General features: G+C 53.5%; 14 protein-coding genes. 12 read left to right on the forward strand and 2 right to left on the reverse strand.

From position 1 onward, the window contains the following. Nucleotides 1-16: 16 nt before the first annotated feature. The 4 genes from J2Z70_RS13650 to J2Z70_RS13665 all read left to right on the forward strand — a co-directional run bounded on the left by J2Z70_RS13650 (nt 17) and on the right by J2Z70_RS13665 (nt 3,982). A complete protein-coding gene (locus J2Z70_RS13650; protein WP_209873716.1) occupies nt 17-841 on the forward strand; it encodes a transporter substrate-binding domain-containing protein in 825 nt (274 codons plus the stop codon). Nucleotides 842-977: 136 nt separating this feature from the next. Next, on the forward strand, nt 978-1,637 hold the full coding sequence (locus J2Z70_RS13655) for an amino acid ABC transporter permease (RefSeq protein WP_036726482.1): 660 nt from the start codon (nt 978-980) through the stop codon (nt 1,635-1,637). Next, complete coding sequence (locus J2Z70_RS13660; RefSeq protein WP_209873719.1) at nt 1,624-2,346, forward strand: amino acid ABC transporter ATP-binding protein; 723 nt, start codon at nt 1,624-1,626, stop codon at nt 2,344-2,346. The genes J2Z70_RS13655 and J2Z70_RS13660 overlap by 14 nt, the downstream gene beginning before the upstream one ends. 109 nt (nt 2,347-2,455) lie before the next feature. Continuing rightward, nucleotides 2,456-3,982, forward strand: coding sequence for a Ppx/GppA phosphatase family protein (locus tag J2Z70_RS13665; protein WP_209873721.1), 1,527 nt, complete (start codon nt 2,456-2,458; stop codon nt 3,980-3,982). On the opposite strand, the gene ppk1 is transcribed toward J2Z70_RS13665, so the two are convergent. Continuing rightward, nucleotides 3,930-6,050, reverse strand: coding sequence for a polyphosphate kinase 1 (gene ppk1 / locus J2Z70_RS13670; protein ID WP_209873724.1), 2,121 nt, complete (start codon nt 6,048-6,050; stop codon nt 3,930-3,932). The genes J2Z70_RS13665 and ppk1 overlap by 53 nt on opposite strands. Nucleotides 6,051-6,349: 299 nt before the next feature. On the opposite strand from ppk1, the gene J2Z70_RS13675 reads away from it, so the two are divergent. Next, the gene (locus tag J2Z70_RS13675) at nt 6,350-7,033 is read left to right on the forward strand and encodes a 3D domain-containing protein (protein WP_209873728.1); all 684 of its coding nucleotides are present in this window, start codon (nt 6,350-6,352) and stop codon (nt 7,031-7,033) included. A 114-nt stretch (nt 7,034-7,147) separates the two neighbouring features. On the opposite strand, the gene J2Z70_RS13680 is transcribed toward J2Z70_RS13675, so the two are convergent. Then, on the reverse strand, nt 7,148-8,050 hold the full coding sequence (locus J2Z70_RS13680) for a polysaccharide deacetylase family protein (protein WP_209873730.1): 903 nt from the start codon (nt 8,048-8,050) through the stop codon (nt 7,148-7,150). Nucleotides 8,051-8,224: 174 nt separating this feature from the next. Between J2Z70_RS13680 and J2Z70_RS13685 the strand changes: the two genes are divergently transcribed. The 7 genes from J2Z70_RS13685 (at nt 8,225) to J2Z70_RS13715 (ending at nt 13,252) form a co-directional block, all read left to right on the forward strand. After that, complete coding sequence (locus J2Z70_RS13685) at nt 8,225-9,265, forward strand: NADH:flavin oxidoreductase/NADH oxidase (protein ID WP_209873733.1); 1,041 nt, start codon at nt 8,225-8,227, stop codon at nt 9,263-9,265. Between the two features lie 86 nt (nt 9,266-9,351). Next, nucleotides 9,352-10,056: a dihydroorotate dehydrogenase electron transfer subunit gene (locus J2Z70_RS13690; RefSeq protein ID WP_209873736.1), complete on the forward strand. Its 705-nt coding sequence runs from the start codon at nt 9,352-9,354 to the stop codon at nt 10,054-10,056. Then, complete coding sequence (locus tag J2Z70_RS13695) at nt 10,049-10,993, forward strand: dihydroorotate dehydrogenase (RefSeq protein WP_036726497.1); 945 nt, start codon at nt 10,049-10,051, stop codon at nt 10,991-10,993. Before J2Z70_RS13690 ends, J2Z70_RS13695 begins: the two co-directional genes overlap by 8 nt. A gap of 87 nt (nt 10,994-11,080) precedes the next feature. Beyond that, nucleotides 11,081-11,431, forward strand: a complete 351-nt coding sequence (gene lpdD / locus J2Z70_RS13700) for a prenylated flavin chaperone LpdD (RefSeq protein ID WP_245368216.1) — start codon at nt 11,081-11,083, stop codon at nt 11,429-11,431. Nucleotides 11,432-11,499: 68 nt separating this feature from the next. After that, nucleotides 11,500-12,168: a PspA/IM30 family protein gene (locus J2Z70_RS13705; RefSeq protein ID WP_036695416.1), complete on the forward strand. Its 669-nt coding sequence runs from the start codon at nt 11,500-11,502 to the stop codon at nt 12,166-12,168. A gap of 126 nt (nt 12,169-12,294) precedes the next feature. Then, nucleotides 12,295-12,705, forward strand: coding sequence for a DUF350 domain-containing protein (locus tag J2Z70_RS13710; RefSeq protein ID WP_036726501.1), 411 nt, complete (start codon nt 12,295-12,297; stop codon nt 12,703-12,705). A 40-nt stretch (nt 12,706-12,745) separates the two neighbouring features. Continuing rightward, entirely contained in the window at nt 12,746-13,252 is a 507-nt protein-coding gene (locus J2Z70_RS13715) for a DUF4178 domain-containing protein (protein ID WP_209873742.1), read from the forward strand. Nucleotides 13,253-13,313: the final 61 nt, after the last annotated feature.

Here is a 13,313-nt window from a genome sequence, read left to right on the forward strand (position 1 = left end):
CAGGGAGACGAGACAAATGAACAAATGGGGTAAACTTTCTATGGGACTGCTGCTGGCAGCAGGACTCTTGGCCGGATGCGGCTCCAATAACGATAAGAACAATACCGCAGCAAGCGGAAATGGCGGTGCTGCAAGCACGGAGGCTCCGGCCAAGAAGCTGATTATGGGTACAAGCGCAGACTTTCCTCCATATGAATTCCACAAGATGGTTGAAGGTACGGATACGATTGTTGGTTTCGATATCGAGATTGCCAAGGAGATTGCCGCTGATTTGGGCCAGGAGCTGGAGGTTAAGGATCTTCCGTTCGACTCTTTGCTGAATGAGCTGGCAAGCGGCCGGATCGATATGGTGATCTCGGGACTTAGCCCGACACCGGAACGCGCTGAAGCTGTAGGTCTCTCGGACATCTACTATAAGGCAGAGCAGGCTGTCGTAGTGCGTGAAGCCGACAAGGACAAATTCGCCAGCATGGACGCACTGAAGGGTGCCAAGATCGGAATTCAGACCGGTTCCATCCAGGAGGGGATCGCCAAGGGCATCGAAGGCGCACAGCTGACCTCCCTCAGCAAAATCTCCGAAATCGTCCTGCAGCTGCAGTCGAACCGGGTGGATGCTTCCATCATGGAAGGACCTGTTGCCAAGTCCTTTGTGAAGAACGTCAAGGGCCTCGTGATCACGGATGCCAAGCCGGAGGTTGAAGATGACGGCTATGTCATCGGTGTGAAGAAGGGCAACACCGAGCTGCTCGATCAAGTGAATAAGACACTCGGACGGCTGAACTCCGAAGGCAAGATTGATGAATTTGTAGCGGCAGCAAGCGAGCTTGCTGAGAGCAAATAACACGCGAAAGCCGCATATACGGTTAGCGGAGATCAAGATAGGCCCGCAGCTGGCTGCGGGATTATGCTCTACCATGCAGAAAATGGCGGTGATCCGCCGTTTTCTATTTTTTTGAGAAGAGGAGGGTTTGAGGGCAATGAATGTATTCGATATGGCTTATGAGTACCGCAATTTATTCTTATCCGGTCTGCAGTACACACTGCTGCTTGCGGTGCTGGGGGTATTCTTCGGTTTCGTACTAGGCATCCTGGTTTCGCTCCTGCGGATGTCCAAATGGAGAATTCTGCGCTTTATCGCCACCGCATGGGTGGAATTCTTACGCGGGACGCCGATGCTGGTGCAATTGTTTCTGATTCACTACGGCCTGCCGGAGTTTGGGATTTCGCTGTCCCCGATTCAGTCGGGTGCGATCACACTTACGATTAACAGCTCGGCATATTTGGCTGAGATTTTCCGTGCCGGAATTCAAGGGGTGGACCGCGGCCAGATGGAGGCGGCTCGTTCACTCGGAATGAAGCAGGGCATGACCATGCGTTACATCATTTTGCCGCAGGCATTGAAGAACGTATTGCCTGCCATCGGCAACGAATTCATTACAATTATTAAGGAGTCCTCTATCGTATCGATGATTGGTGTAGCGGATCTGCTGTTCCAAGCCAGAACAATAACCACCATTACTTATGAAGGACTTAGTCCGCTGCTTGTGATTGCGGTCATGTATTTCGTACTAACATTCACACTATCCAAGCTGCTGGGTATATTGGAACGGAGGCTGAACACGGATGATCGAGGTTAAGAACCTGCGGAAGAGCTTTGGGAAGCTGGAGATCCTGAAGGGCATTGATCTGAATATTCACAAGGGGGAGGTCGTTGTTGTCATCGGTCCCAGCGGATCGGGTAAAAGCACCTTTCTGCGCTGCCTGAACCTGCTGGAGCAGCCCACAGGCGGGGAGATCAGCTTCGAGGGTCAATCCATTACCGCGAAGGGCCATGACATCAACGTGACCCGCGAGAAAATGGGGATGGTGTTCCAGCAATTCAACCTGTTCCCGCACAAATCCGTGCTGCAGAACATTATGCTCGCTCCGCTCAAGGTGAAGAAACAGCAGGCCGCTGAGGCCGAGAAGTACGCGATGGAGCTGCTGCGGACTGTAGGCCTTGAAGACAAGCGCGATGCTTATCCGGCGCAGCTCTCCGGCGGACAGAAGCAGCGGATCGCAATCGCCCGGGCGCTGGCTATGCAGCCGCATGTCATGCTGTTCGACGAGCCAACCTCGGCGCTGGACCCGGAGATGGTCGGTGAAGTGCTGGAGGTTATGAAGCAGCTGGCGGTGAACGGCATGACCATGGTGATTGTGACGCACGAGATGGGCTTCGCCCGTGAAGTAGGGGACCGAATCCTGTTCATGGACGGCGGAGTGATTGTGGAGCAGGGGACACCGGCAGAGGTGTTCGGTCATCCCAAGCATGCCCGCACGCGCGATTTTCTCAGCAAGGTATTATAGAAGGCTGGCTAAATAACCCCACCATATGGGGTTATTTTATTTTGGCGGAGTGCACAATGGGTGATATAGTATACAAATGATCAATCTACTTGAAAAGGAGTACATACAGATGAGAGATGATCTTTGCCGGATCGGCATTATTGATATTGGTTCCAACTCTATACGACTTGTAATTTATGACACGACGCAGGCAGGCGGCTACAAAATCATCAAGGAATGTAAGTACTCTGCCCGTTTGAGCGAGAAGATTACGAAGGAGGGCAGGCTGGAGAAGAAGGATATGGATACGATCATACCTGTTCTTCAGCAGTTCAAGGAGATCTGTGATGATTTTGAAGTAGAGAGAATCCGCGCAGGCGCCACCGCCGCCATTCGAAATGCAGCGAACTCAGCGGAGATCATCAGCTATCTGTCAGAGGCTTCGTCGATTCCGATTGAGGTGGTCAGCGGATATCAGGAGGCATATTTCGGCTTCCTTGGGGTGATTAATGCTTTTGACGTCCAGGATGGCTTCGTGATTGATATCGGCGGGGGCAGTACCGAGGTTACCTTATTCCGCGGACGGCGTTATCAGCAGAGTATCTCGTTCCCGTTCGGTGCGGTCAACACCAATCAGATGTTCAGCCAGGGCGGCAACTGGAATGCGGATCAGCTCCGCAAGCTGCAATTATACGTAACCGGCAGGCTGGTGGAGCATGACTGGCTATCGACGGGCACTGGACTTCCGCTATACGGACTGGGAGGAACGCTTCGCTCACTGGCTAAGCTCGATCAGAGGAACCGCGATTATTCGCTGCCTAATTCCCATGGTTACGTACTGGAGAACGAGACGATCGAACGGTTCATGGAGGTTCTGCCCGCTACCCCGTTTGAGAAGCGCAAGGATCTGGACGGGCTGTCCAAAAGCCGGGCGGATATCATCGTGTCCGGGCTGATTATTTTCCATACCGTCTATCATTACATTGGAGCCAGCCGGGCGCTGATCAGCGGCGAAGGCCTGCGTGAGGGCATGCTGCATGATCTGCTGGAGCCGGAGCAACCGGTGCGTGACAGCGCGCTGGAGTACAGTCTGGATACGATTATCCGCTTCGATATCCGTACCTCCAAGCGGCATCTCGACCATATCAACAAGCTGGCGCTGAGCCTGCTGGGGGCCTTTGATCGGGAAGGGGACCGGGAGGAGCAGGAGATGCTGGTCTATGTGGCGATTATGCTGCACCGGACAGGCTCCAACATTAACTATTATCAGTCCAAGCGGCACACTCACTACTGGCTGATGAATTCACCCATCCGGGGACTGACGCACCGCCAGCTGATTCTTAGCGCGTACATCGCTTCCTACAGCACAAAAAGCCGGAAGCAGAAACTGTCCCTGATGCATAAGGACATTTTGCTGCCTTCCGACGAGGAATGGATTCATAAGCTGGGTACATTAGTGCAGTTAAGCATTGCGCTGGACAGCACCGAGATCGGCATTGTCAGCGGGCTGAAGTCCCGTCTGCATAATCATACGCTGGATCTGGAGCTTCAGGGCGGACAGGTGCTTATCGGCCTGGAGGACATTGAGAATGCACTCAAAGCCTTCAGGAATGCTTGGTCGGTGAAGGTAAAGCTCGGCTTCCCTTCCAGCGGGTAACATCCATAGCGGCGAACTGGCTCCGGAGCGGGGCCTTTTTGTCGTCGATCCGTTCATAGTATCCGTTGGGCTGAAGGAAGCTGGATTTGACATTGTCCATCAGCGACAGCTCCAGAATCTTGACAATCTGACCGCGGATACTGCTATCCTTCACCGGACACATCAGCTCGATCCGCCGGGTCAGGTTGCGTGTCATCCAGTCGGCACTGGACAGGTAGACCTCGGGATCGCCGCCGTTCTCGAAGTAATAGATGCGTGAATGCTCCAGGAAGCGGTCCACAATGCTGCGTACCGTAATGCGCTCACTGAGGCCTTCAATTCCCGGACGCAGACAGCAGACTCCCCGGACGATCAGGTCGATAGACACTCCCGCCTGGGCCGCGCTGTACAGATAATCAATAACCTCCTGGTTCGACAGAGAGTTCATCTTGGCGATAATCCGTGCAGGCCGGCCTGCGGCGGCATGCTCGGCCTCACGCAGAATCAGCTTCTGGAGCGACAGACTCATATTGGTCGGTGCTACGATGAAGGAGTTCCAGTTGTAGTTGGCGGAGTAGCCTGTCATCTGATTGAACAGCTCTGACGCATCCAGGCCAATCTCATGATTGGCGGTGAACAGGCTAAGGTCGGTATAGGCCTTGGCCGTGCTGTCATTGTAGTTGCCTGTCCCCACGTGAACATAACGGCGCAGCTCTGAGCCTTCCTGGCGGACGATCAGCGTCACCTTGGCATGGGTCTTGAGGCCGACGAGACCGTAGACCACGTGGCAGCCGGACTGCTCCAGCTTACGCGCCCAGGCGATGTTGCGTTCCTCATCGAAGCGGGCCTTGAGCTCCACGACCACCGTAACCTGCTTGCCGGATTCGGCTGCGTTGGCGAGGGCAGTAATCAGCGGCGAATTGCCGCTGACCCGGTACAGCGTCATTTTGATCGCCATCACTTGCTCATCCTCGGAGGCTTGGATAATGAAATCCGTCATCGCATCGAAGGATTCGTACGGATGATAGACCAACACATCACGGGTGCTCAGCACCTCGAAGAAATCCTCATTCTCCTCGAATTCTGCCGGATACATCGGCTCGACAGGCGGGTTGAGCAGATAGCTGAAGCCCTTCAGACTGCTGGTGAAGCTGCGCAGGAAGCCGAGATCAAGCGGACCTTCAATTTCGAAGAGGAAGTCCTCCAGCTCGAATTCAGCCTGAAGCTGCTCCAGTGCATAGGGATGGATGCCTTTCTGGACCTCCAGACGGGCAGGCACACCACGGCGGCGTTTGCGGAGCTCCTTCTCAATCTCCTCCAGCAGATCCTCCGCACCTTCTTCATCTATCGTCAGGTCGGAGTTGCGGGTCAGGCGGAATTCGCTGACAGCTACCGGATCATAACCGCTGAATAAGGTCTGAATATGATGGCGGATCACATCTTCAATGAATACGAATTGCCGTTTTTTGCTGTTCGAGCGGTGAGGCAAGGGAATGCAGCGCGGCAGATTGGACGGAATCTGCAGAATGGCGAAGTAAGGCTCATCCTCCTGGCTGTCCTTGCGTGTCAGCACGACAGCCAGATAGATGAATTGGCTGTGAACCAGCGGGAACGGACGGCTCTGGTCCACGGCCATCGGAGTCAGCACAGGGAAAATAATATCACGGTAGTATTCCTCAACCGACAGCTCCTGTGCCGGTGTCAAGTCTTCATAATCAACGAACACAATGCCCTCTTTGTGCAGGCTGCGTGAAATATCCTTAAAGGTGCGGTACTGGTCGGCGACGATTTTGGTCACCCGTTTGCTGAGGCGTTTATAGAGGCCGGAGGGCGTGTAGCCGGTAAAATCTTTTTTGGTATATCCCGCCCGGATCTGATCCTGGATGCCCGCTACCCGGACACTGATGAACTCATCCAGGTTACTGGACACAATGGCCAGGAATTTGGCCCGCTCAATCAGCGGGTTCTCCGGGTCCTGTGCCTCGCCGAGCACCCGGCGGTTGAACTCGATCCAGCTGAGGTCACGGTTAAGATAGGCTGCTGCGGGACTGATATTGTTGATTTTTTTCTCATCTGTATTCACGTTCATGGACCCTCCAAGTTGCTTCAATGTCTAGTTAAGATATCGTATTCTTTCATTCTACTATTTGCTTAAGCGAGAAATGTTAAAACTGTGTAAAATTTTTGCGAATATTCAGGAAACATGGCATAATTCTGCAGAGTCTCTTCATAATGATTAAGAATATGTAATATTTGCATCCTTGATAACGCTTTATTAGGGCTAATTATTTCCAATATCCACAAAAACATAGCCAATGGTTACAAAGTTGTGATATATTCATTACTGTTAGTTTACAAACCGCGCGTCACCATTGAAGGAGGCAATTCATGAAACTCAAGATCAGAGCCATCACCGCCCTGGCGGCCGTACTGGGACTCGGCACCTTGCTTCACGCAGCTCCCGTTCAAGCCGACAGCGTACATATCGCTGGAGAGACTACAACCTATTATACTCTATCCAATCATTATGGCATAAGTGTAGAAGAGCTTATGAATGCGAACCCGCAGATTTCAGCGCTAAATATTTATCCCGGGCTGAAATTCACCATTCCGGGTGATGTTCAAGCCAAGACTGTGGCAGCAGCCAATACTGCAGCAGCTTCAGTAGAAGCTGTGGACGCTGCAGAAGTTCAAGCCTTTAGTGTGCAGCCGGCAACCAACACTGTTCAAGCCTGGGGCAAAGAATTTAATTATGCCAAAGTGCTGCAGGTCAAGGCTTCCGCCTATTCCTCAGCAGCCAGCGAGAATGGCAAGTGGGGCGCAGTCGATTATTTCGGCAATACGCTGAAGCTCGGAACCATCGCCGTTGACCCGAGCGTGATTCCGCTGGGAACGAAGGTGCTCGTAACCGGGTATACCCATCCGGGCCTTCCGAAGCAAGCTTTCGTAGCTACAGCCACGGATATGGGGAGCGCGATCAAGGGCAACCGGATCGATATCTTTATTCCGGGCAGCCAGAGCTTTGTAGCCGATTTCGGTTATCAGTATGTACATTTATATATTATTGAATGAACCGATAATGATAAGTTGCACCACTGCAAGCATAACAGGTATTAATGAAAAGGAAACAAAACCAGGCAGCTTCGCCGGTTTTGTTTCCTTTTTTGTTACCCTGCTATCAAGCGGTTATTTGCTTTTGCTGACCTGTAGCATCTGGGGAACGGTTACGAAGCTGTATCCGCGCTGGCGCAGATTGCTGATAATCTCGGGCAAGGCCTGCAATGTTCCCTGAAGATTACTGCCCCTGCCGCCGCCCCCGTGCTGAAGGATGATAGCCCCTCTGCCGGCCCGGGAGAGGATGTTATGCTTGACCTGATTTTTGGACAGTCCTCTCCAGTCGAGCGAGTCGACGTTCCAGTTCACCAGCTTATAGCCATGCGCTTTCGCCCATTTAAGCTGCGGCTCGTTGATGTCTCCATACGGCGGGCGGATCAGCTTTGGTTTGTATCCGGCCAGCAGCTGCAGAATATTCTCCGTCCGGATAATCTGGATGCGGAAGGCATTCAGACTCAGCTTGCTGAACTGGGGGTGATTATAGGAGTGATTGCCGATAGTATGGCCTTCGCGGATCATCCGGGCTACCAGGGCGGGATGCTTCTCCGCACGGCTGCCGACCACGAAAAATGTAGCTTTGACTTTATATTTGCGCAGCACATCCAGGAGCTGCGGGGTGAAGCGCGGATCAGGCACATCATCGAAGGTGAGAGCAATCATTTTGCGGCGGGGACCCTGGGTCTTGAGGGTCTCCGGGTATTTGCGCAGCAACTGGCTGAGGGAGAGGCCTTTGCTTTTTTTATGGCGCCTTACTGAAGATTGGGAAGCCGCTGATCCTGCCGGTACCGCCGTTTCCTCTTCAATAGAAGCTTGTGGCCGGGAAGATGGCAGGATCTCTTGTGCTAGCACTGGCGCAGGACTATCTGCCGCTGCAGCAGAGACAGACACAAGCTCCGCAGCCGGTGCAGGAGCAGACAGGGCCAGGGCAATGACGGTTATTAGCAGCACAATGCGGCGGAATATTACCAGTTTCATCGGAATGATGCCTCCTCCAACCACGGGTCCGGTTATTTTAGAATATAAGGGTTGTTATTTCCAAGCAGCCTTGAAATTATGCCGTACAGGCAGCAGAGCATTCAAAGATTTATCACATCCGCAAATCGTTGTATACTGAAATGGATCATAGATACGGGAAGGATGGAGACAAGAATGACCGATTTGTTCACACCTTATGAACTGAAGGCTCTGACCCTGAAGAACCGCGTGGTCATGCCTCCAATGTGCCAGTATGCGGTTGAGAAGCAGGACGGTATTCCGACGGATTGGCATCATGTGCATTATGTCAGCCGGGCTGTCGGCGGGAGCGGCTTCATTATTGTAGAGATGAGCGGAGTTCACCCCGATGGACGGATCACGAACCGGGACACCGGGATCTGGGAGGACGGACAGATTCCGGCGTTCAAGCGTCTGACGGATGCCGTTCATGCCCATGGAGCTAAGGTTGCCATCCAGCTCGGCCATGCCGGCCGCAAGGCGGTCGATGCCGCTCCGCCGGTTGCACCTTCGGCCATCCCGTTCGATGATACCTATGCTATGCCCAAGGCGCTTAGCCGTGAAGAGATTGCGGAGCTGATTATCGCCTTCCGGGAAGCGGCGCGGCGCGCGGTTGAAGCGGGATTCGATACCGTTGAGCTGCATGGAGCCCATGGATACCTCATTCACCAGTTCCATTCCCCGCTCTCCAATGTCCGGGATGATGAGTATGGCCAAGACCCCATCCTGTTCGGTGAACAGGTGGTAGAGGCGGTGCGTGAGGTACTGCCGGCTGAGATGCCGCTAATCATGCGGGTGTCCGCCAAGGAATACGTCGAGGGCGGTTATGATGAAGCTTATGCGCTGGAATTCTGCCGCCGCTACAAGGATGCAGGCGTAGACCTGTTCCATGTATCCTCGGGCGGGGAAGGGCCGATTGGCTCGAATGGAGGCCCTAATGCGGGACCGGCTTACCAGGTGGGGCTTGCCGAATACATACGCAGCGGATTACAGGTTCCTGTTATCGCTGTAGGGCGTCTGGAGTCATATGCAGAAGCGCAGGCAGTGATTACGGAGGCGAAGGCAGAGCTGGTGGCTGTAGGCAGAGGCATGCTCAGCGATCCGTATTGGGTACATCATGCTGCTGAGGCGCTGGGCGGAATTGATCCGTCCGAGCTGCCCGCACCTTATGTGCGCGGAATCTGGAACAAGAAATAGAGGGCATCATTTGTGAATAATGTCACAGATTTTAAGTTCCTTCTCAGGCATGGTTAATAAGATTAAATTTGAAGGAGCTTGATAACGTGGCGACGGTGATTAGTAATGAGCGGCTGGCTGAAGGAGTGTACCACCTGGTAGTTGAAGGAGGAAACAGCGGGGAGATGGGTCAGTTCTACATGCTGCGGGCATGGGGAGCCTATCCGCTGCTGTCCAGACCGCTTAGCATACATCAGGTGAATGATAACGGTGTTGAATTCTTATATCACGTAGTGGGTGAAGGAACAGAGATCCTTGCCGGACTGAATCCGGGCGATCCGCTGGAGCTGGAGGGACCGTTCGGCACAGGCTTCCCGCAGGTGGAAGGCAGGGTAGCTTTAGTGGGCGGGGGGATCGGAATTGCTCCGCTTTATTATTGTGCGCAGAAGCTTCCAGAGAGCGATATCTATCTCGGCTTCAGCCGCGAGCCGTTCCGTACAGAAGCCTTCCGTCCTCTGGCTGCTGAGCTGACCGTCGATGTAGGCGGACTGATTCTGGACAGCGTGGATTTCTCGGCGTATGACCATATCTTCGTCTGCGGCCCGCATCCGATGCTGAAGGCTGCACAGCTCAAGGGCAGCGCACTAGATCCTGCGGGTAAGCGCCCTGACGTCTATCTGTCACTGGAGAACCGGATGGCCTGCGGCATCGGCGCTTGTCTGGTCTGCAGCGTCTCCTGCAAGGACGGGCAACGCAAAGCCTGCGCAGACGGTCCTGTTTTCCTGGCTGAGGAGGTATTATTTCATGATTAATACAACTATTGATACAACTGCAACGATTGCCGGTGTGTCCTTTAAGAACCCGATTGTAATGGCTTCGGGTACCTTCGGCTTCGGCCGTGAGTATGGCCGGTTATATGATGTGTCCCTGCTGGGGGGAATCTCCGGCAAGGGGCTTACGCTTCATGCCAAAGCCGGTAATCCCGGAATCCGCGTCTATGAGACCCCTTCCGGGATGCTGAACAGCGTAGGGCTTGAGAATCCGGGAGTAGAGGCCTTTCTGGCCAAAGAGCTGCCATATTGGGAGACGCTGGATACCGCACGTATCGTGAATCTGGGCGGTAACACGCTGGCGGATTACGTGCTGGGTGCTGAGCTGATCCAGCGGGATGCGGATGCCCGTCTTCTGGCCGGGACGCAGGCCGTGGATATGATTGAGCTGAATATCTCCTGCCCGAACGTGAAGGAGGGCGGGATTGCTTTTGGCGTGAAGACTCCGGCAGCCCAGGAAGTGGTTCGTGCGGTACGGGCGGCTACAAGTCTGCCGCTGGCCGTGAAGCTGTCGCCCAATGCCGAGGATATTGCGGAGATGGCTGTGATGTGTGAAGCAGAGGGGGCGGACGCCGTCTCTCTGATTAACACGATCTCCGGGATGAAGATCGACGTCCGCCGCCGCCGCAGTGTGTTCAATAACCTCTATGCGGGACTATCCGGACCAGCGGTTAAGCCGGTGGCTCTGCGTATGGTGCATCAGGTAGCCCGCCGGGTAACCATTCCGGTAATCGGCATGGGCGGCATCACTTCAGCCACGGATATTATTGAATTTATTATGGCGGGAGCGACTGTAATACAGGTTGGAACCTACAATTTCATGAATTTGCGGGCGGGCAGCACACTTGTAGAAGAATTGCAGCAGTTTATGAAGGAAGAGAATATTTCCTCACTGGATGAGATCCGTGGTATTGTATAGGCAGCAAGCCGGTTTGCAATGATCTTTTTGCCGCAGAATGAGAGATCTCTACAGCCTATGGTTAATATAAAGGGAGGGGAGTTCTGCTTGACAACGTATCTGGTGCATCCTGACGATATTGTCCTGTCCGAGACCGAGGTGGGCCGTGATCTGCTGCTGCTGATTACCGGGGGAGTGCGCCATATCGGTGCAGCAAGCACGGCGTACATGGACGGAGAATTCGCACGGGTGATGACCTCTGCCGTTCCCCATCATAAGGAGCATACGATCAGTGAAGCCATTGCGCTGAAGGCTGCTGCCGCATTGAACCGGACAGTCACAGTTGTGATGGGCATCCACTATGACGATCTGAGCAAAGAGGGCATCCTTGCGGTCGTAAATATTGTGAATGATAAGGTGGAGCAATATTTAGTACAGAAGGCCGGAACAAATTTTTGAAACGATCCCCATCTCCCTGCGTAAAAGATACCATTGAACAACTAACTTTTATTTTGGAGGAATGAACGATGTCTATATTTAAAAGATTGCGTGATCTGACCATGTCCAATGTGAATGCGATTATCGATAAAGCTGAAGATCCGGTTAAAATGACCGACCAGTACATTCGTGACATGACGGAGGATCTGGAGGATGCTGAGAAAGCGGTAGCTGCCCAGATCGCTATTGAGAAGAAATTCAAACAGTTGTACGAAGAGCAGGAAGCGCTCGTGAACAAGCGTAATCAACAAGCTCATGCAGCCGCTCAAGCCGGTAACGCCGATCTGGCCCGCCGTGCTCTTGAAGAGAAGAAATCGGCAGAAGCCAAGCTTGTAGAGTACAAGGCCAGCTTCGACCAGAACAAGGCTTCCGCCGACAACCTGCGCGGCAAGCTTGATGAAATGCGCAAACAGCTTACCCAGATGAAGAACAAGCGGGAGACACTCGTTGCCCGTTACAACGCTGCGAAGGCACAGACCGAAATCAACAAAGCGATGAGCGGCTTCAGCTCAGACTCTGCTTCTGCCGGACTCAAACGGATGGAAGACAAGATGCTGCAGGCCGAAGCACAGGCAGAAGCCAGCAACGAGATGAGCTCGGGCAACAAGTCGCTCGATGATGAGTTCGAGAAGCTGGGCAAAGACCAGGCGGTTGAAGATGAGCTGGCTGCGCTGATGAAGCAATACGAGAAACAATAACATATTGGCATAAGCCGGACTTTAGGCTGATGGCCACAGGCGAAGGGGAGACAGAACCAGCGGTTTCTCCTTCGCTTTATGTTTGTCTTACCTGTTATGAAATATGAACAAGCGGGGGCTGGAGTAATGGATTTCGATACCCTGGTGTCCATGGTAGTATGGACGGTCAGCGGCGCAGTACTGCTGTGTGTGCTGATGCTCGTGGATTCGCTGTTTACCCGTTATAATGATATGGAAGAGCTGAAGGCAGGGAATATGGCCGTGACTACCCGGCTGGTGTTGAAGCTGCTGTCACAAGGCTACATTTTATCGGCATCCATTGCTGCGGCGAACCGGCTCGGGACCGCCCTTATCGTCTCGATTGTCTCTTTTATCCTGTTATTCGTGCTGGAGAAGACGGTAGAGCAGCTCCTCAGCCGGTGGGGGAACCTTGAACTGGATCATGGCACTCAGCTTGGCAAGGTCGGCTACGGCCTGATGGCAGGCTCGCTGCATGTGACGGGGGCATTGATTATAGCGGCCTTTATTCGCGGATAAGAAGAAGGATTAGCGTACCAATTGTAGGAGGATGATGGCTTTGGGTCTTTGGAAAAGAATCGGCAATCTGTTCTCGAAGCCGGAGGCGCCTAAAGCGCCCGCAAGCATGCTGACCCTGTCTCCCGGAGATATCTGTGAGGTCTCCCTGGTCACCTATGAAGTGACGGGCCGGACGAAGACGAGTGGCCGTAATGCAGTTGTACTGACGCTGCGTGACGGGAGCCGGATCGCCTATCTGTATATGGAAGAGCGGGAAGAGCTGCAATACAGATTGTATCACCCGATAGACGGGCGTCTGGACAGTCCTTCCGAGGTCCCGGCTACCCTGGAGCTGGATGACCGGACCTTCTATCTGGAGGAAGAATATGAAGGATATGCCGCTGTTACCGGGCAGACGCCTTATATGAACGGCGGGGAGCAGCATGTCTGGCAATACCAGGCGGATGATTCGCGGCTGCTGCGTGTGGAATGGCAGAATGGACGGTTCATGCTCTATGAGGGTGAAAGCGTCCTTTCGGCTGATGTCAGAGTGATTCGCGCGTCTTAAGCTTGAACTGGAGCTGGGGCGGCTGTGCTGCTGACTGCGTAATAGAATCGCAATGGACTAA

The sequence above is a fragment of the Paenibacillus silagei genome (assembly GCF_017874735.1).
GTDB lineage: Bacteria > Bacillota > Bacilli > Paenibacillales > Paenibacillaceae > Paenibacillus_AQ > Paenibacillus_AQ silagei.